At 71.5% G+C, this 18,807-nt stretch carries 15 protein-coding genes; 8 read left to right on the top strand and 7 right to left on the bottom strand.

Going from position 1 to position 18,807, the window contains the following annotated elements; genetic code table 11:
• The first annotated feature begins 54 nt into the window (after positions 1-54).
• The 3 genes from C4K88_RS10540 to C4K88_RS10530 all read left to right on the top strand — a co-directional run bounded on the left by C4K88_RS10540 (position 55) and on the right by C4K88_RS10530 (position 3,785).
• Positions 55-1,749: an ABC transporter substrate-binding protein gene (locus tag C4K88_RS10540; RefSeq protein WP_104121575.1), complete on the top strand. Its 1,695-nt coding sequence runs from the start codon at positions 55-57 to the stop codon at positions 1,747-1,749.
• A 93-nt stretch (positions 1,750-1,842) separates the two neighbouring features.
• Positions 1,843-2,847 carry an ABC transporter permease gene (locus C4K88_RS10535; RefSeq protein WP_104121574.1) on the top strand — a complete coding sequence of 335 codons (1,005 nt, stop codon included), beginning with the start codon at positions 1,843-1,845 and terminating at the stop codon, positions 2,845-2,847.
• Positions 2,844-3,785 carry an ABC transporter permease gene (locus tag C4K88_RS10530; protein ID WP_104121573.1) on the top strand — a complete coding sequence of 314 codons (942 nt, stop codon included), beginning with the start codon at positions 2,844-2,846 and terminating at the stop codon, positions 3,783-3,785. The genes C4K88_RS10535 and C4K88_RS10530 overlap by 4 nt, the downstream gene beginning before the upstream one ends.
• Positions 3,786-3,853: 68 nt before the next feature.
• On the opposite strand, the gene C4K88_RS10525 is transcribed toward C4K88_RS10530, so the two are convergent.
• Positions 3,854-4,807: a DUF5996 family protein gene (locus tag C4K88_RS10525; protein WP_241521833.1), complete on the bottom strand. Its 954-nt coding sequence runs from the start codon at positions 4,805-4,807 to the stop codon at positions 3,854-3,856.
• Between the two features lie 290 nt (positions 4,808-5,097).
• On the opposite strand from C4K88_RS10525, the gene C4K88_RS10520 reads away from it, so the two are divergent.
• Positions 5,098-6,552 (top strand): reverse transcriptase family protein, encoded by a 1,455-nt coding sequence (locus C4K88_RS10520; RefSeq protein ID WP_104121572.1) that lies wholly within the window; start codon positions 5,098-5,100, stop codon positions 6,550-6,552.
• A 6-nt stretch (positions 6,553-6,558) separates the two neighbouring features.
• On the opposite strand, the gene C4K88_RS10515 is transcribed toward C4K88_RS10520, so the two are convergent.
• The 4 genes from C4K88_RS10515 to C4K88_RS10500 all read right to left on the bottom strand — a co-directional run bounded on the left by C4K88_RS10515 (position 6,559) and on the right by C4K88_RS10500 (position 10,933).
• Complete coding sequence (locus tag C4K88_RS10515; RefSeq protein ID WP_104121571.1) at positions 6,559-8,403, bottom strand: dipeptide ABC transporter ATP-binding protein; 1,845 nt, start codon at positions 8,401-8,403, stop codon at positions 6,559-6,561.
• Positions 8,404-8,459: 56 nt separating this feature from the next.
• The gene (gene aroQ, locus C4K88_RS10510; protein WP_104121570.1) at positions 8,460-8,942 is read right to left on the bottom strand and encodes a type II 3-dehydroquinate dehydratase; all 483 of its coding nucleotides are present in this window, start codon (positions 8,940-8,942) and stop codon (positions 8,460-8,462) included.
• Positions 8,943-8,949: 7 nt separating this feature from the next.
• Positions 8,950-10,278: an MFS transporter gene (locus C4K88_RS10505; protein WP_241521832.1), complete on the bottom strand. Its 1,329-nt coding sequence runs from the start codon at positions 10,276-10,278 to the stop codon at positions 8,950-8,952.
• A gap of 76 nt (positions 10,279-10,354) precedes the next feature.
• Entirely contained in the window at positions 10,355-10,933 is a 579-nt protein-coding gene (locus tag C4K88_RS10500) for a TetR/AcrR family transcriptional regulator (protein ID WP_104121568.1), read from the bottom strand.
• 103 nt (positions 10,934-11,036) lie between these two features.
• Between C4K88_RS10500 and C4K88_RS10495 the strand changes: the two genes are divergently transcribed.
• Positions 11,037-11,459 (top strand): organic hydroperoxide resistance protein, encoded by a 423-nt coding sequence (locus C4K88_RS10495; protein WP_104121567.1) that lies wholly within the window; start codon positions 11,037-11,039, stop codon positions 11,457-11,459.
• A gap of 76 nt (positions 11,460-11,535) precedes the next feature.
• On the opposite strand, the gene acs is transcribed toward C4K88_RS10495, so the two are convergent.
• Positions 11,536-13,494, bottom strand: a complete 1,959-nt coding sequence (gene acs, locus C4K88_RS10490; protein WP_104121566.1) for an acetate--CoA ligase — start codon at positions 13,492-13,494, stop codon at positions 11,536-11,538.
• Between the two features lie 288 nt (positions 13,495-13,782).
• Here acs and C4K88_RS10485 point away from each other — a divergent pair, with 288 nt between their 5' ends.
• From C4K88_RS10485 to C4K88_RS10475, 3 genes are all read left to right on the top strand, one after another.
• Complete coding sequence (locus C4K88_RS10485; RefSeq protein WP_104121565.1) at positions 13,783-15,276, top strand: DUF4118 domain-containing protein; 1,494 nt, start codon at positions 13,783-13,785, stop codon at positions 15,274-15,276.
• A 56-nt stretch (positions 15,277-15,332) separates the two neighbouring features.
• Positions 15,333-16,136, top strand: coding sequence for an endonuclease III (nth, locus tag C4K88_RS10480; RefSeq protein WP_104121564.1), 804 nt, complete (start codon positions 15,333-15,335; stop codon positions 16,134-16,136).
• Positions 16,137-16,229: 93 nt separating this feature from the next.
• Complete coding sequence (locus tag C4K88_RS10475; RefSeq protein WP_104121563.1) at positions 16,230-16,913, top strand: NUDIX hydrolase; 684 nt, start codon at positions 16,230-16,232, stop codon at positions 16,911-16,913.
• 100 nt (positions 16,914-17,013) lie between these two features.
• On the opposite strand, the gene C4K88_RS10470 is transcribed toward C4K88_RS10475, so the two are convergent.
• Entirely contained in the window at positions 17,014-18,708 is a 1,695-nt protein-coding gene (locus C4K88_RS10470) for a bifunctional 3'-5' exonuclease/DNA polymerase (RefSeq protein WP_104121562.1), read from the bottom strand.
• Positions 18,709-18,807: the final 99 nt, after the last annotated feature.

Here is an 18,807-nt window from a genome sequence, read left to right as displayed (position 1 = left end):
TCCCTCGGGACCCGGCCCGGCCGCCAGGAATCACTCGTCACCAGGGAGTACTACATGTCCAACCGAGGCACATCCGTGCGCGGCGCAGGTTTCGTCAGGAAACGCGCCGCACTCACCGCGGGAATCTCCATCGCTGCACTCCTCCTCACCGGCTGCGTCCAGAGCCAGCGCGAGGAGAACACCGGGGCCGAGGGCGACTCCGCCGTCGACTCCACCTTCGTCTTCGCCGCGTCCTCCGACCCGAAGTCGCTCGACCCCGCCTTCGCGAGCGACGGCGAGTCCTTCCGTGTCAGCCGGCAGATCTTCGAGGGACTCATCGGCGTCGAGCCCGGCACCGCCGACCCCGCTCCGCTGCTCGCGGAGTCCTGGGAGACGGCCGAGGACGGCCTGTCCACGGTCTTCCAGCTCAAGGAAGGCGTCACCTTCCACGACGGCACCCCCTTCAACGCGGAGGCCGTCTGCTTCAACTTCGACCGCTGGTACAACTGGACCGGCATCCAGCAGGCCGAGTCGACGTCGTACTACTACGGGTCGCTGTTCCGCGGGTTCGCCGACAGCCCCGAGAAGGCCATCTACGAGTCCTGCGAGGCCAACGGGGACAACGAAGTCACCATCAACCTCGCCAAGCCCTTCGCCGGCTTCATCCCCGCGCTCTCGCTGCCGGCCTTCGCCATGCAGAGCCCGACGGCGCTCGAGAAGTACTCGGCCGACGAGATCGGCGGCACCTCCGAAGCCCCGTCGCTGAGCGAATACGCCCTCGGCCACCCCGTGGGGACGGGCCCCTTCAAGTTCGATTCGTGGGACGTCGGCCAGCAGCTCGAGATCTCGATCTACGACGACTACTGGGGCGAGAAGGGCCAGATCACCAAGACGATCTTCCGGATCATCGACGATCCGCAGGCCCGCCGCCAGGCCCTCGAGGCCGGCGACATCGACGGCTACGACCTCGTGGCACCCGCCGACACGCAGTCCCTCAAGGACGCCGGTTACAACATCACCCCGCGCGATCCGTTCACCATCCTCTACCTGGGCATGAACCAGGCCGTCCCCGAGCTCGAGGACCCGAAGGTCCGCGAGGCCATCGCCCACGCGATCGACAAGGACGCCCTCGTGGCACAGACCCTGCCCGAAGGCACGAAGGTGGCCACGCAGTTCATCCCCGACGTCGTCGACGGGTACAACGAGGACGTCACGACCTACGACTTCGACCCCGCCCGCGCCAAGGAACTGCTCGCCGAGGCAGGCTACCCGGACGGCTTCGAGGTCACGTTCAACTACCCGACGAACGTCTCGCGTCCCTACATGCCCACCCCGGAGCAGGTCTTCACCAACCTGCAGGCGCAGCTCAGCGACGTCGGCATCACGGTCAAGCCCGCTCCCGCAGCGTGGTCCCCTGACTACCTGAACCAGATCCAGGCGACGCCCGACCACGGCCTGCACCTGCTCGGCTGGACCGGCGACTACAACGACACCGACAACTTCATCGGCGTCTTCTTCGGCCAGGAGAAGCTGGAGTTCGGCTTCGACAACCCGGAGCTGTTCAAGGCCCTCGACGACGCCCGCGCCGTGAGCGACCGCGACGAGCAGACCGAGCTGTACAAGGAGATCAACGAGCAGATCGCGGAGTACAACCCGGCGATCCCGCTGGCCCACCCCGCTCCTTCGCTGGCGTTCGCGAAGCGCGTCACCTCCTACCCGGCGAGCCCCGTCAACGACGAGGTCTTCACGGAGATCGAGCTGAGCGAGTAGCAGCACCCTGCGGTGCGGGCCGGCCACTGATCCCGGTGGCCGGCCCGCACCGTTCCCCCGCCCGGCATCCCGGTTCACCCGGAAGGATCCCCAGTGTTACGCGTCATCGGTAAGCGGCTAGCCCTGCTCGTCCCCACCCTGTTCGGCCTGTCCATCCTGCTGTTCCTGTGGGTGCGCAACCTCCCCGGCGGCCCGGCCACCGCCCTGCTCGGCGAGAAGGCCACCCCGGAGGCCGTCGCCCGGATCAACGAGCTGTACGGGTTCGACCGCCCGCTGATCACCCAGTACCTGACCTACATGGGCAAGCTCCTCCAGGGTGACTTCGGCGTCTCGATCAACACGGGGCGCCCCGTGCTCGAGGAGTTCGCCACCCGCTTCCCCGCGACCGTCGAGCTGACGATCATCGCCCTGATCTTCGCCGTCGGCGTCGGTGTCCCGCTCGGGTACCTCGCGGCGCGGCACAACGGCCGCCTCATCGACCACGGCTCGGTGGTCCTCAGCCTGATCGGCATCACGGTGCCGGTCTTCTTCCTCGCGTTCATCCTCAAGTACCTGTTCGCGATCCAGTGGTCGCTCCTGCCCCCGGACGGCCGGCAGGACCCGCGGATGGACGCCACGCACTACACGCAGTTCTACGTGCTGGACGGAGTGCTGACCGGCGAGTACGACGCCGCCTGGGACGCCTTCCTGCACCTGATCCTGCCCGGCATCGCCCTCGGCACCATCCCGCTGGCGATCATCGTCCGCATCACGCGCGCCTCGGTCCTCGAGGTGCAGAACGCCGACTACGTGCGCACCGCCCGCGCCAAGGGCCTCAGGGAGAGCACCATCCGCGGCAGCTTCATCCTCCGGAACGCGATGCTCCCCGTCGTTACGACCATCGGCCTGCAGCTGGGCCTGCTCATCTCCGGAGCGGTCCTGACCGAGACGGTTTTCGCCTTCAACGGCATCGGCCGGTTCCTGCGGGACGCCATCTTCGGCCTCGACTATCCGGTCCTCCAGGGCTTCATCATCTTCATCGCCGTCCTCTACGCGCTGATCAACCTGATCGTCGACCTCTCCTACTCCGTCATCGACCCGAGGGTGCGTGTGCAATGAGTACCATCCTGCCCCCCGCCCCCGGCGGTTCCGTGGCCCCGAACGATCCCGCCATCGACACCGGGCGCGGCACCGGCCTGTGGAAGGACGCCTACCTCCGGCTGCGTCGGAATCCGCAGGCGATCGTCGGTGCCGTCATCATCGGGCTCTTCCTGCTCGTGGCCATCCTCGCCCCGATCCTCGCGCCCTACGGCGGCGACGAGCTCCCGGGCCGCACGGCGGTCACCCCCACCACCATTCCCGGTCCGGGCGAGATCGACGGCTTCCCGCTGGGACTGGACCGCTTCGGCGGTGACGTGCTCAGCAAGCTCATCTGGGGTGCCCGGGCATCGCTGCTGATCGGCGTCGTCTCGACGGCGCTCGGCCTCGCGGGCGGCATGCTGCTCGGCGTCCTGGCCGGGGGCCTCGGCGGCTGGGTGGACAGCGCGATCATGCGGTTCGTGGACATCCTGCTCTCCGTCCCCAGCCTCCTTCTCGCCGTCAGCATCGCCGCGATGCTGGGCCAGAGCACCTACGCGATCATGATCGCCATCGGCGTCTCGCAGATCCCCATCTTCGCGCGGCTCCTGCGCTCCACGATGCTGTCGCAGCGGGGCGCCGACTACATCCTCGCCGCGCAGACCCTGGGCCTCAGCCGCCGGACCATCACCATGAGCCACCTGCTGCCGAACAGCATGGGTCCCGTGATCGTGCAGGCCACCCTCAGCCTCGCGACCGCCGTGATCGACGCCGCCGCGCTGGCCTTCCTCGGCCTCGGCGGCGGGCTGCCGCAGACCGCCGAGTGGGGCCGCATGCTCACCTACGCGCAGGCGGAGCTCGGGGTCGCACCCCAGCTCGCCTTCCTCCCGGGCGCGTGCATCGTCATCACCGCACTGGGCTTCACCCTGCTGGGGGAGTCCCTGCGCGAGGCCCTCGACCCGAAGACCCGCAAGAAGTAACCGGCGCGAGCAGGACGCCGGACAGGAGCGGCCATCAGCCTCCGGGCGGGTGGCCGCTCCTGCGCCGTTCAGCGTGCGTGTACGTCCAGCCGCCGCGGGTCGGTCAGGAGCCGCGCGTCCCAGCCGCCCGCCGCCGCGGCGTCGTAGGTGGCCCGCAGGAAGGCGAGCAGCACGGCGTCCGGGTCGGCAGACTTCCGCACGGTCTCGTAGGGCAGCAGGAACTGGCGGAACTCTGCACTGTAGAACGCGCCCTCGACGTCGACGGGCGCGTCCCGGTACCCCTCGGGTTCGGGGTAGGCGTACGAGTAGAACGCGCCCTCCTCGCCGCCTCCGGGCCAGAATCCGCAGCTCGAGAGTTCGTGGGAGTACCCCTCCTCCATGACCCAGTCGGGGCAGTTCGGGGCGCCTCCGGGATGGGTGGGCGCAGGCCGTCCCGAGAAGCGCGTGCAGGCCAGGTCCATGCTTCCCCAGAAGAAGTGCACGGGGCTCACCTTGCCCAGGAACTCGGCCCTGAACCGTGTGAGCACGCGGTCGGCCTGGATGAGCTGGCGCCAGAAGGCCGTGACGGCGCCGGCGTCGTAGGAGGCGTGCCCGTGGTCCTCGGCGAAGGGAACTGCCGGCTCCACCTCCGTGGGGACCGACCGGATCGGTGCGTCGATTCCCAGCTCGGCCAGCGCCCCCAGGGTCCGCTCGTGGAACCGGGCCACGGACTGCGGCTCGAGGGGGACCACGCGGTCCTCACCCGAACTGGCGCGGAGGAGCAGGCGGTGGTTCACGACGTCGAACTCCACGTCGAACACGCCGTTGCCGTAGGGGATCGACGACGTGCCCCAGCCGCGCGCGGTCAGGTAGAACGGCACCTGCCACCAGTGGTTGACCAGGGGAGCGTGGGCCATCCGGATCTTGCCGACGATCTGGCACCACATGTGCAGGGTCGCCCGGGTGTCCTGCCAGTCCTCGACCCGGAGGGCGGGCCAGCCGCCGGCCGTCGTCGTCCCGTTCATCGTGCCGTGCCCGCTCATGGTGTCCTCCGTCGCCGCGTGCGGACAATCTATGCGGCGCGCGGGCTGCCCGTACAGGGCGGGCCCGGACCGGTTGCTAGTGTGACAGCGACGGACCCCGGCCGAGGCGGGCCGCGTACGCCGTGCGCGGTCCTCTCCGGGGCTACCCCGGGGCACGCAGACCGACCGGCACAGGGCACCTCAGGCGCCCGACTGCGCTCCGCGCAGCTCAGCGCCCGAACAGAGTGGCAGGTCGGCCGGGGTCCGTCCCGCCGGCCGGGGGCGGCATACGTGCGGGGCAGAGGGGGAGCATGGACGGCGCCGGCCCGAGGGCGGTCAGGGGTCCGGCGCGCCCGCGCCGTGGGCGCGGAGCCCCGGAAGGGCCGACGTCGGCCTCGGCCACGCTGGCCCGCGAGCCGGCCCCGGGCGTCCCCGGCCTCGCATTCCTCCTGGCGCATGCCTTCCTCGCGGCCCCGGACTGGCGGCGCGAGGATCTGGTTGCGGCGGGCGCGGCTCTCCTCGGCGCACGACGACGCTGGCTGGGGCCCCTCGTCCGCGGCGTCCTCGCCGGCTACCCGCGGCGCCCCGAGGGTGCTCCGCGGGAGCTTGCCCGCTGGATCGCGGCACAGCCCGCCCTGACGGACGCCGTCGCCAGGGCGGCGGCGCGCGGCGAGCCCGTTCGCCCGGCACGGTATCTCCCGCCGGCACCGGAGGAGCAGGCGTTCGGTGACCGTTCCGCACCGGGCGGCGTCGAGGCGTCCGGCGCCAGGGATCTCGCCTGGCTCGCGCGCGAGGTGCGCCTCACCCCGGGGGAGCTCGACTGGTTCGCGGACACCCGGCACTGGAACCGGCGCGCCGGGGCCCCGGCGCTGCACCACTACCGGTACGTGTGGCGTGCCCGGCCGGGTCGCGCGCCGCGGCTCCTGGAGATCCCCGGGATCCGCCTGCGGACGGTGCAGCGCCGGGTGCTCGACCACCTCCTCGCACCGATCCCCCTGCACGAGGCAGCGCACGGCTTCGTGCCCGGACGCAGTGCGCGGACGGGCGCGGCTCTCCACACGGGCGCCGACGTCGTCATCGCGCTCGACCTCGTCTCCTTCTTCGCCCGCGTGCCGCCGGGCCGGGTCTTCGGGGTCTTCCGCCAGGCGGGCTTCCCGGAAGCGACAGCCCACGCCCTCACCGGGCTCTGCACGCACGAGGTCCCGGACGCGGTTCTGCGGGCCATGCCCGACGGCGGCAGCGCCGAGGACCGCTTCGCCCTCGCCCGGGCGCTGCGGACGGCGCACCTGCCGCAGGGTGCGCCGTCGTCGCCCGCCCTCGCCAATCTCGCCGTCCGGCGCCTCGACGCCCGGCTGTCCGGCTGGGCGGCCGCGGCCGGGGGCAGCTACACGCGGTACGCCGACGATCTCGCCTTCAGCGGCCCGGCCGATCTCGCGCGGCGGGCCGACGCGTTCGTCCGCGGCGTCGAGCGCATCGTCGTCGCCGAGGGCCACACCGTGAACCGGCGGAAGACCCGGGTGCGCGGCGCCGCGGTCCGGCAGACGGTGACCGGGGTCGTCGTGAACGCGCGCACCAACGTGGCGCGGACGGACTACGACGCCCTGAAGGCGATCCTCCACAACTGTCGCGTGCACGGGCCGGAGTCCCAGCGGCGCGGGCAGGCCGATTTCCGGGCGCACCTCGCGGGGCGGATCTCCTGGGTGGAGTCCCTGAACCCGCAGCGGGGCCGCAGGCTCAGGGACGCCTTCGAACGGATCAGCTGGTGAGGGGCCCTAGGAGGCCAGCTCGCCGATGTTGAGCTCGTTGCCCGGGATGGAGGCGAGCAGCTTCCGCGTGTACGGGTGGCGTGGGTTCTGGAAGACCTCCTCCGAGCTGGCCGCCTCGACCAGCTCGCCGTCCTTCATGACGCAGACGTAGTCGGAGATGAGGCGGACCACCGCGAGGTCGTGGGAGATGAACAGGTAGCTGAGCCCCAGCTCGGACTGCAGGTCCCCGAGGAGCTTCAGGATCTGCGCCTGCACCAGCACGTCGAGCGCGGAGACCGGCTCGTCGCAGACGATCAGTTCCGGCTTCAGCGCCAGCGCCCGGGCGATCGCGACGCGCTGCCGCTGCCCGCCCGAGAGTTCCGCGGGGTAGCGGCGCAGGGCGTTCTGCGGCAGCGAGACCTGGTCCATCAGTTCGCGGACCCGCGCCGCGCGCTCCTTCTTCGACCCCCTCTTGTAGGCGTTGAGGGGCTCCTCGACGATGCGCTCGATCGTGAACATCGGGTTCAGCGAGGAGTAGGGGTCCTGGAAGATCGGCTGCACGCGCTGCCGGAAGTCGTTCAGCTGCGCCTTGTCGAGGGTCGCGACGTCCAGGCCGTCGAAGGTCATGGTGCCCGACGTCGGTTCGATCAGTTTCAGCAGCATGCGCGCCGTCGTGGTCTTGCCCGAGCCGGACTCACCGACGATCGCGACGGTCTGCCCGCGCGGGATGTCGAGGGTGACGTTCTTCGCCGCGTAGAAGTCCTCCTTGCTGCCGCGTCGCTTGTACACCTTCGTGAGGTCCCGGATCTCGACGATGTTCGCGGGGACGGCGGGCGTCGCGGCCCCCGCCGGCGGTGCCGGCCGGTCCGACGACGTCGTCGCCGCGTGGGCGCCCCCGGTGTGGAGAGCGGCGGGCTCGGAGGTGTCGAGGGTCTCCACGGCGGGCCCGGCCCCCTGCTCGGTGACGGCGGCCCCGGCGAGTTCCAGCCGGCTCGCGGCGTCCGCGGTGAAGGCGCCCGGGCTCAGGCGGACGGCGGCGACGCTGGGGGCCGCGCGCACCAGCGACTGCGTGTAGGGGTGCTGCGGGTCGTTGAGCAGCTGGTCCGCCGGGCCGGTCTCGACGACCCGCCCGCGGTGCATGACCACGAGCTGCGAGGCGCGTTCTGCGGCGAGACCGAGGTCGTGGGTGATGAGGAGCACCGATGTGCCGAGCTGCTCCGTCATGGTCTCGATCTGGTCCAGGATGGTGCGCTGCACCGTCACGTCCAGGGCCGACGTCGGCTCGTCCGCGATCAGCAGGCGCGGCTGGCAGGCGAGGCCGATGGCGATGAGCGCTCGCTGGCGCATGCCGCCCGAGAACTCGTGCGGGTACTGCTTGGCGCGCTCCCCGGCGTCGGGCAGGCCCGCCGCGGTGAGGACCTCGATGACCCGCTGCCTGACGTTCTTCTTCGTGGCCATCCCGTGCACGAGGAGGGTCTCGGCGACCTGCGTGCCGATCTTCGTCACCGGGTTCAGGTTCGACATCGGGTCCTGCGGGACCAGGCCGATCGCCCGGCCGCGGATGGAGCGCATCTTCGCCTCGGGCAGGGTCGTGAGGTCCTGGCCCTCGAAGAGGATGCTGCCGGAGGTCACCCTCCCGTTGCCCGGCAGCAGGCCGATGCAGGCCATCGCCGTCGTCGACTTGCCGGAGCCGGATTCGCCGACGATGGCCAGGGCGCTGCCGCGCCGGAGGGTGAAGCTCGCGTCCTCGACGGCGTGGACCTCGCCGTGGGTGGTGCGGAAGGTCACCGCCAGGTTCCTCACCTCGAGCAGGGGTGCGTCGGGGTTCTCGGGCTGGGCGGCCGCGCTTCCGGCGGGAGTGATGTCCGTCATAGGACCATCGTGCCCTATGGGTCGGGTGATCGGTGCCGTGGCGGGACGGGCGCGCGCTAGTTTTCCGGTGCCCGGGCGGCGTCGGGGGCCGCCGCGGTGAGCCGTCCGGCGAGGTGGTCGACGGCGAGCCGGTAGCCGTCGATGCCCGCGCCGACGATCACGGCGTCGGCCACGCCGGAGATGTACGAGGTGTGCCGGAAGGGCTCCCGGCGGTGCACGTTGCTGATGTGGACCTCGACCACGGGCAGGCCGACGCCCGCGAGGGCGTCACGGATGGCGATCGAGGTGTGCGTGTAGGCCCCGGCGTTGATGACGATGCCGTCCGTCGTGGTGCGCGCGGCGTGGATGGCGTCGATGATCCCGCCCTCGTGGTTCGACTGCACCGCGCGGACGGCACAGCCGCGCTCCCGCGCGGTGTCGGAGGCCAGGCGGACGACGTCGTCGAGCGTCGCCGTCCCGTAGACGTCCGGTTCCCGCGTGCCGAGCAGGTTCAGGTTGGGTCCGTTGATCACGAGGATGCTGGGCGTGCGCGGGGTCATGCCCTAACTATGCCGCACCCGCGGGCGCGGAGGCGGCCGGGTCCGCGGCCCACGCGCGCAGGCGCACCGCGCCGAGCGCGCCGGCCGCGGTGACGAGGCTCATCGCGGCGAGGACGACGCCGGGGTGCCACCACGCGCCGTCGGTGGCGATGCCGAACTGCTGCGTGATGGACGGCGCGAAGCCGGCGACGATCGCGGCGATGCTGTAGGCGAAGGAGAGCGCGGTGAACGCCGTCGCCGGGGTGAAGATGTCCGCCATGAGTCCGCCGAGCGCCGCCCAGCTGGCGGTCGGGAGGATGCCGCCGAGGATGATCGCCGCGACGTACACGGGTTCGGTGGCGATGCTGATGACCCAGTACAGCGGGAAGGCGATCAGTGCCGTGCCGAGCGCCCCGCCGGCGACGACCCGCGCGGAGCCGATGCGCATCGCCAGGTAGCCGAACGCGGGGATGGTGACGAGCTGCAGGACGGACCCCACGAGGGCCGCGTTCAGGACCGTCGCCTGGGACAGTCCCAGGGGCCCGGTGCCGTAGGCCTGCGTGTAGGTGACCATCAGGAAGTAGGAGCCGATGCCCAGGACGGCGGAGGCGACGGCGACGACGATGGCGACCGGCTGGGATGCCAGGACGGCGAGGAAGGGGATGCGGGGGAGCGCCTGCTCGCGGCTCGTCTCCTTGAAGACGGGCGTCTCGTCGATCGCCAGCCGCAGGTAGATCGCGACGGCGAGGAACGGGAAGGCGAGCAGGAACGGGATGCGCCAGCCCCAGGTGGTCATGACCTCGGGGGCGAGGACGGCGAGGGCCAGGAAGATGGCGGAGATCAGCATGGTGCCCACGGGCGAGCCGAGCTGCGGGATGGAGGCGTAGAGCGCCCGCTTGCGCGGCTCGGCGTGCTCGGTGGCGATGAGGATGGAGCCGCCCCACTCGCCGCCGAGGGACAGGCCCTGCAGGAGGCGGAGGACGGTCAGGATGATCGGCGCCCAGATGCCGATGGTCGAGTAGTCCGGCAGCAGGCCCACCGAGCCGGTCGCCAGTCCCATCAGCGTGATGGTCCAGATCAGCGTGCGCTTCCGGCCGATCCGGTCCCCGAGGTGCCCGAAGAGGATGGCGCCGAGCGGGCGGGCGACGAAGCCCATCGCGAAGACCAGGAACGCCGAGAGGGTTCCGGCCAGGGGGTCCTGCTCGGTGAAGAACACCGTGTTGAAGACGAGCGCCGCCGCCGTGCCGAAGACGTAGAAATCGTAGGACTCGAGCGCCGTCCCCACGAAGGAGGCGCCGGCGACGCGGCGGGCCATGCGGGGATTCGTGGCGGGAGGCTGCTGCAGGGTTGTGGACACGCTGACATCATCCTCTCGCCCCGGGGGATCGACCACCTTTCAGGACGAACGTCACACCTTCCGGCCCCGGTCCGGGTCAGGCCGGCAGGGGTGCGCGGCGGTGCGCGCTGATGATCGCCCGTCCGGCGGTCGTGAGGGACCCTGCCACGCCGGCCGGGTCGCCCATGAAGCCGTGCACCATGGCGCCGTCGCGCAGCATGATGAGCTGGTCCGCGACGACGCCGGGTCCCTCCACCGCGAGCTCGGTCAGCAGCTCGGTCACCACCGCGTGCAGCCACCTCCGGTACTGCTCGACGGCGTCCCGCACCGGGTTGCCCTCCGCGGGGTACTCGGCGGCCGCGTTGATGAACGTGCAGCCGCGGAAGCCGGGGCGGCACGCCGCGTCGCCGTTCGCGGCAGCCAGCCGGAGCAGGACGGCGCAGGCGTCCGCGCCCTCTGCCCGCTCATGGTCCACCGCCTCCTGCAGCAGGCGCAGCTGCTCCTCGAGATACGCGACGACGAGGTGGTCCTTGGACCGGAAGTGGCGGTAGAAGGTCACCTTCGTGGTGCCGGCGTCGGCGATGACCCGGTCGGCGCTGACCGAGCGGATGCTCGTGGCGTCGAACAGGTGGGTCGCCGACGCGAGGATGCGCTCGCGGACGGAAGGGGCTGTCATTCTGCTCCGTTCTGGCCGGATGCCGATTTGGTAGAAGTAGAGTTACTAGTTAGTCTACATAGTCGGCAAGGGCATCCGGCCCCCACGACGAAAGGATCGACCCATGAGCGCTCTCTACACGGCGGTGGCGACGGCGACCGGTGACGGCCGCAACGGCAAGGCACGCACCGACGACGGGCAGCTCGTCGTCGACCTCGCGGTCCCCACGGAGATGGGCGGGGCCGGCGGTGCGACCAACCCCGAGCAGCTGTTCGCCGTCGGCTACGCGGCCTGCTTCCACAGTGCCCTCAAGCTCGTCGCGGCCCGCAGCAAGGCCACGATCAGCGAGACGGCGGTGACCGCGGAGGTCAGCATCAGCGCGGTCGAGGGCGGTGCGTTCCAGCTCGCCGTCGCCCTCCACGCCGAGATCGGAGGGGTGGACCAGGAGACCGCGGACCGGCTCGTGGAGCACGCGCACCAGGTGTGCCCCTACTCGAACGCCACGCGCGGCAACATCGAGGTCACGGTCGACGCCACGATCGGCTGATGACTTCCGGATCACACGAGGAAGGCCCCCGCGGGTGCGGGGGCCTTCCTCGTGCGCGTGGACCGGGTCCGGGCTGCTACTTCCGCAGGGACCCGGCGATCTGCTGCATGATCGTCGGATCGGACAGCGTGGTGGCGTCGCCGACCTCGCGTCCCTCCGCGACGTCCTTGAGCAGGCGCCGCATGATCTTCCCGCTGCGGGTCTTCGGCAGCTCGGGCACCACGAGGATGTTCCGCGGCTTCGCGATCGGGCCGATCTCCGTGCCCACGTGGTTGCGCAGGGTGGTGACGATGTCGTCGTCGTCCTTCGCCGAGCCGCGCAGGATCACGAACGCGACGATCGCCTCGCCCGTCGTCTCGTCGCTCGCCCCGACGACGGCGGCCTCCGCCACCGAGGGGTGACTGACGAGGGCCGATTCGATCTCCGTGGTCGAGAGGCGGTGGCCCGAGATGTTCATGACGTCGTCCACCCGGCCGAGGAGCCAGATGTCGCCGTCGGCGTCCTTCTTCGCGCCGTCGCCGGCGAAGTACATGTCGTCGAAGCGCGACCAGTAGGTGTCCTTGAACCGCTGGGGGTCGCCCCAGATGCCGCGCAGCATCGCGGGCCAGGGCTCGCGGATGACGAGGTAGCCGCCGGCGCCGTCCGGGACGGACTCACCCATCTCGTCGACGACGTCGATCGCAATCCCGGGCACGGCGACCTGCGCCGAGCCGGGCTTGGTCGCGGTCACCCCCGGCATGGGGGCGATCATGTGCGCCCCGGTCTCGGTCTGCCACCAGGTGTCCACGATCGGCGCCTTGCCCCCGCCGATCACGTCGCGGTACCACATCCAGGCCTCGGGGTTGATGGGCTCACCGACGGAGCCGAGCACGCGGATCGAGGAGAGGTCGTACTTCTGCGGGATGTCCCGGCCCCACTTCATGAAGGTGCGGATGGCCGTGGGTGCCGTGTAGAGGATGCTCACCCTGTACTTCTCGATGAGTTCCCACCAGCGGCCCTGGTGCGGGGTGTCCGGCGTCCCCTCGTACATCAGCTGGGTGGCGCCGTTCACGAGGGGTGCGTATGTGACGTAGCTGTGCCCGGTGACCCAGCCGATGTCCGCGGTGCACCAGAACACGTCGGTCTCCGGGCGCAGGTCGAAGGTGTTGCGGTGCGTGAACGCGGTCTGGGTGAGGTAGCCGCCGGTCGTGTGCAGGATGCCCTTCGGCTTCCCCGTGGTCCCCGAGGTGTAGAGGATGAACAGGGGGTGTTCGGCGTCGTGCGCCACCGCCATGTGCTCGTCCGGGGCGCCCCCGACGACGTCGTCCCACCAGAGGTCGCGGCCTTCGGTCCAGGTGACGGGCTCGTTGTTGCGGCGGACCACGACGACGTGCGAGACGGTGTGGCCCTCCTTCTCGAGGGCGCCGTCCACGGCGGGCTTGAGGGCGCTCGGCTTGCCGCGGCGGTACGTGCCGTCGGCGGTGACCACGAGCTTGGCCTCGGCGTCGTCGATGCGGCTGCGGAGCGCGTCGGCGGAGAAGCCGCCGAAGACCACGGAGTGGACCGCTCCGATCCGGGCGCAGGCGAGCATGGTGACGACGGCTTCGGGGATCATGGGCAGGTACACGGCCACGCGGTCGCCCTTCTGCACGCCGAGGGACTCGAACGCGTTGGCGGCCTTCTTCACCTCGCGGGTCAGCTCCGCGTAGGTGATGGTGCGGGTGTCCCCGGGCTCGCCCTCGAAGTGGATGGCCACGCGCTCGCCGAGGCCTGCCTCCACGTGCCGGTCGAGGGCGTTGTAGGCGGCGTTCACGGTCCCGCCGACGAACCACTTGGCGAACGGCGCGTCCGACCAGTCGAGGGTCTGGGTGAAATCCTGGTCCCAGGTGAGCAGTTCGCGGGCCTGCCTGGCCCAGAACTCGGTGCCCTGCTCACGGGCCTCGTCGTAGAGCGACGGCTGGGCGACCGCCTGCGCCGCGAACTCCTCGCTCGGCGGGAAACGGCGCTCCTCGTGCAGCAGGTTCTCGAAGGCGTCGCCTTGTCGTTCGGCGGTCATGATCTACCCCTTTGTGACGTGGTCGGTAACGGACGGCAGAAGCGGGGTACGCCCGTCCGGCGCACCACCACGTGCTCTACGCGGAACCCTATCGACTTCTCCCGGACCGCGCGTGCCCTGCGTCACAGGGCCTAGCCGAACTGCGGCGATTGTGCGATGAGCGGCGCAGTGCCGGTGCCAGTGCTTGCTGGAGAAGGTCCGGACCGGTGGCTAGGGTGGAGGCAGGCAATCGACGTCGGAGGCCCCTGGTGCTCCGTGGGACACCAGCGCCATGAACGGGAGTACACCATGACCGAAGCATCCGAGGAACATCGCAGCACAGGCCACGGGTCGGCGGACGCCGCGGTGCGGAACCCGTCCTCCGTGCGGCCCACCGGGTCCGACGCCTCGTCCGCTGAGAGCCGCCCCGTCGGCCGGAGTCGGGCCCTCGTCGGGCCGTTCACCCTGCGCGAGGTGCTGTTCGCCGGCGGGGTGCTGGTCGTCTTCATCGGCACCCTCCTGCCGTTCATCGAGGGGGACGTGCGGTCCGAGAACTTCTGGAACACGGCGCTGCTCTTCTTCGTCGGCATCGGGATCCTGCTGCCCGTGATCGCCCTGGCCCTTCTCGCCGGACGCCGCCTGGGAAGTTCGGGGCTGCGTGTCGGCTCACTGTCGGTCGACCAGTTCGCCTCGGTCTCGTCGGTGCTGGCCACGACCTACTTCTTCCTGCAAACGGTGACCGACTTCCACTACGGGCCGCTGGTGGCCCTGATCGGGTCGCTCGTCATGCTCGTGGCAACCGTCGTCGCTCCGTTCCTGCCCGTCCTCAAGGACGACTTCGCCGACCGTCCCGAAACACCGGCCCACCCGGTGGCGCGCGCCATCACGGCCGCGCAGCCCCGCCCCGCCAAGCCGGCGACCCCCGCCCGGGAGAAGCCTGCCCCCGCGAAGGCCGGTGGTACGAACGCCGGTGGCACGAAGACCGCTGTCACGGACGCCTCGGCGACGGATGCGCCCGCGTCGGGTTCTGCCGCGTCGGCTTTCCGGTTCGGCCGGAAGGACAAGTCCGAGGTGAACCCTGCCGCCGCGCCCGTCCTGCAGAACGGCGCCGGCCTGTACGGGGCCGGAGGAGCGGGGGCCGTGGGCGCCGGCGCCGCAGCCTCGGGCCAGTCCGGTATGGAGCCGGGCGCCGCCCGGAGCTCGGCAGCATCGGCCCCGCCCGTCGACGACGCGTCCACCGACGCATCCACCGACGCGTCCACGGCCAGCGTGCACACCGGCGACGACGAGTCCGCTGACCGCACCGCCGTCGCGTCAGCCCACAGCTCGGTTCCCTCCGCGGAGTCGTCCGAGCCGTCTGCCGGGGGCGCCCACGCCGTCGACAGCCACGATGCGGCGCCGGGCAGCGGGGAGAGCGAAGGCTCCTCGACGGCGGCCCAGGCGTCGTCCGTCGACGAGACCCGGATCCACGACGTCGTCCGCGACGAACCGACCCCGGCCGAGACCGCGCAGCCCACTACGACGGCGCAGCCCGCCGAGGAGCGCAACCGCCAGGAGCCGATCACGGCCACCCGGTCGGCCGCGGAGGAGGAGTCCGTCGTCGAGGCGTTCTGGTTCGCCGTCGGATCCCCCCGCCCGGTCTTCGACGAGCAGACGGACCGTCAGGTCTTCGTGCTGCAGCCCGGCGACTGGGAGGTCGGTATCGAGGACCGCGGGACCGAGTTCCTCGTCCAGGACAAGCGGACGGGCTTCGTCGGAATCCTCCGGGACCTCCGCAACATCGAACGCGCCCCGCAGGACTGACCCCCGCCCCGCCGCCGCACGGGCCGGCGGGGGCAGCACCGGAAGGAGACACGCGAGTGGCAGGCAGGACAGCGCAAACCGGCGGGGAGTCGCCGGTCGCCCTGAAGCGGCGGGCGCGGAAGATCAAGCGCATCCTGGGCGAGACGTACCCGTACGCCGTGGCCGAGCTCGACTTCGGGAACGCGTTCGAACTGCTCGTCGCGACGGTGCTCTCCGCCCAGACCACGGACGTACGCGTGAACCTGACGACGCCGGCGCTGTTCGCCCGCTACCCGGACCCGCGGGCACTGGCCGAGGCCGAGGAGAGTGAACTGCAGGAGCTCATCCGGCCCACGGGGTTCTACCGCGCGAAGGCCAACAGCCTGCTCGCGCTGTCCCGGCGGCTAGTGGACGAGTTCGACGGCGTGGTGCCCGGCACCGTGGAGGACCTGGTGACCCTGCCCGGGGTCGGGCGGAAGACGGCCAACGTCGTCCTGGGCAATGCGTTCGGCATCCCCGGCATCACGGTGGACACGCACTTCGGGCGGCTCGCCCGCCGCTTCGGGTGGACGACAGCCGAGGACCCGGTGAAGGTCGAACAGGACGTCGCCGCCCTGTTCGAGCGCAAGGACTGGACGATGCTCTCGCACCACGTCGTCTTCCACGGTCGCCGGATCTGCCATGCGAAGAAGCCCGCGTGCGGGGCCTGTCCCGTGGCCGCACTGTGCCCGTCCTACGGTGACGGGGAGACGGACCCGACCAGAGCGGCGAAGCTGCTGAAGTACGAACTCGCGCCCGGTCGGGAGGAACTGCTCGAATCCATGCGCGCCGGACGGACGCGGTCCGAACTCCGCGAGGCGGGGCACGGCCTGGGTGCGTAGGACCGCCCGCCCGCGGCCCGGGCAGGATCGTCGGGGCGGACGCCGGTGCCGGCCCGTCCGAGATCAGGTCAGCGCGTTCCGGGGGACCCGGCGGTGACGGCGCGCGACGAGCTGGTCCGCTGGGTGGAGTCCCTGCAGGTGACGACGACGAGCCTCGTGCGCGCGGACGGCTGGCAGTTCGCCACGCTCGATCCCGCGAAGAGCCGGCGGGCCGCCGTGCTCATCCTGTTCGGGACCCGCGGCGACCCGCCGCCGGGCACCCCATCACGGCCTGCACCCGACGACGTCGACCTCCTCTTCGTGATGCGCGCCAGCTCGCTGGCCCACCATCCCGGGCAGGTGGCGTTCCCGGGCGGGACCATCGACGCCGAGGACACGGACGAAGGCGCAGCGGCACTCCGCGAGGCACGCGAGGAGACCGGGGTGGATTCCGACGGCATCGAGATCCTGGGCACGCTGCCCGAGGTGGGGCTTCCGGTCAGCAACTTCCTGGTCACGCCCGTGCTCGCCTGGTGGACGGAGCAGTCCCCGGTCCATGCGGTGGACACCGCGGAGTCGGAGCTCGTCTTCCGGTGCCCCGTGAGCACGCTCCTCGACCCGTCCCGTCGGAGGACGGCCGTGGTGCGACGGAACGGATTCGTCAGCAGGACCCCCGCCTTCCTCACACCGGACGCCGTGATCTGGGGATTCACGGCGATGCTCCTGGACGCGATCTTCGACGGCCTCGGCTGGACGAGGCCGTGGGACCGTTCGCAGGAGATCCCGGCTCCGCTCTGAGGCTCCCGGCCCCGCGGCGCTCGTACGGGCTCGGCGAACCGGCCCGGTGACGGGGGATCCCGCGCAGGACCGGGCGGACGATGCGCGGGCCGCCCTGCGGCTACTTGGCGTCGGCATAGGACGTGACGGTGACCGTCGAGATCGAGAACTCGATGGGGATCTCCCCGAACATCAGCCGGGTCGCGGCCCGCGCGGCGTCGGCGAGGATCGCCGTGGCCTCGGCGTCCCTGCCCTCGGGGACGTGCAGGACCACTTCGTCGTGCAGGAAGAACGCGATCCGGCTGCGCGGCTCCGGGATGGTGCTCTCCGCGAACCGACGCCGGATCTCCGCGAGCCAGCACAGCGCCCACTCCGCGGCGGTCGCCTGGACCACGAAGTTCCGGGTGAAGCGTCCACGGGCCCGCGCCGCGCCGTCCGCGCGGCGCTGCTCCTCCGCCGTCGTCGTGCGTTGCCGTGCCCGCCACTCCTCCGACGCGGGCGGGCAGCCCCGGCCGAGGTGGCTCGACACGCCGTCTCCGGCCTCCCCGGCCCGCGCGGCCGCCTCGACGACGCCGATGGCCCGCGGGTACGTCCGGGTCAGCTGGGGCATGAGGCGCCCGGAGTCGCCGCTCGTCGCCCCGTACATGGCCCCGAGCATGGCGAGCTTCGCCTGCGCGCGGTCACCGCCGAAACCCTGGTCGGCGATGCCCTGGTAGAGGTCCCTGCCCCGGGCCGCCGTGGCGAGCGCCGAGTCCTGACCGAGGGCGGCGAGGACGCGGGGCTCGAGTTGCGCGGCGTCGGCGACGACGAAGACATGCCCCGGGTCGGGGCGGACGGCGTCACGGACCTGGCGCGGGATCTGCAGGGCGCCGCCTCCGCGGGAGGACCAGCGCCCCGACACCACGCCACCCACCACGTACTCCGGCCGGAAGCGGCCGTCCCGGATCCAGGTGTCGAGCCAGTTCCAGCCGTTCGCCGTCCAGAGCCGTGACAGCTTCTTGTAGGCGAGCAACGGCTCGATGGCCGGGTGCCGTTGCTGCTCGAGCTCCCATGACCGCGTCGTCTTCACCTCGATGCCTGCCCGATGCAGGGCCCGCAGGACCTCCTGCGGGGAATCCGGGTTGAGGGTAGGGCTGCCCAGGGTCCGGCGCAGTTCGAAGGCCAGCTGTTCGAGCTTCAGCGGCCGGGCTCCTTCGACGGGGCGCGGGCCCAGGGTCCGTTCGAGGAGGTCCTCGTGCACGTCCCTGCGCCAGGGGAGCCCCCAGTGTTCCATCTCGGACGCGATCAGCGCGCCGGCGGACTCCGCGGCCACGAGGAGGTTCAGGCGCCCGGGATCGGTGGCGTCGGCGAGGGTGGACAGCTGCCGGGTGAACTCCTCCACGACGTCGTCGAGGAGCGGGCCCGTGGCCTCGGGCGGCTCGTCGAACAGCGAGTGCTGGTTCGGTGGGGGCGGCGGCGGGAGCAGGGTCCGGGGAGGTTCGGTGCCGTCCGCCGTGAGCGCCGCGGACCGGATCGACGCCAGGTAGGGCGAGGGAGCGCAGGACGGCGAGTTCGCGAGGAGGGCGCGGGTCAGGGCGATGTCACGGCAGCGGTCGACGTCGACCCCCGCCGCCAGCAGCTCGGGATACCAGAGCCGCGTACTCGACCAGACCCAGACCGGTCGCCGGCCGGCGGCCTGCGCGACGGCGGCGGGGAACCGGTCACGGGCCATCACCATCGGCTCGCCGAGGCGCACGCCGGCGGCGTCCAGGGACTGGAGTGCGACGGCGTCCCGGCTGTCCGGGGTCGGCGGCCCGGGGGCCACGGCGATGTACATGGCCCTATCATCGGCCGCGCCGGTGTCATTCCTGCAATCCCGGAGCGTCGACGTCAGAGGCCGTTGTCCACATAGGGCGTATCGGGCGCACCGGGTGCT

It is taken from the genome of Arthrobacter pityocampae (genome assembly GCF_002927275.1).
GTDB classification, from domain to species: Bacteria; Actinomycetota; Actinomycetes; order Actinomycetales; family Micrococcaceae; genus Arthrobacter_D; species Arthrobacter_D pityocampae.
This window is presented reverse-complemented; position numbering and strand designations above follow the sequence as displayed.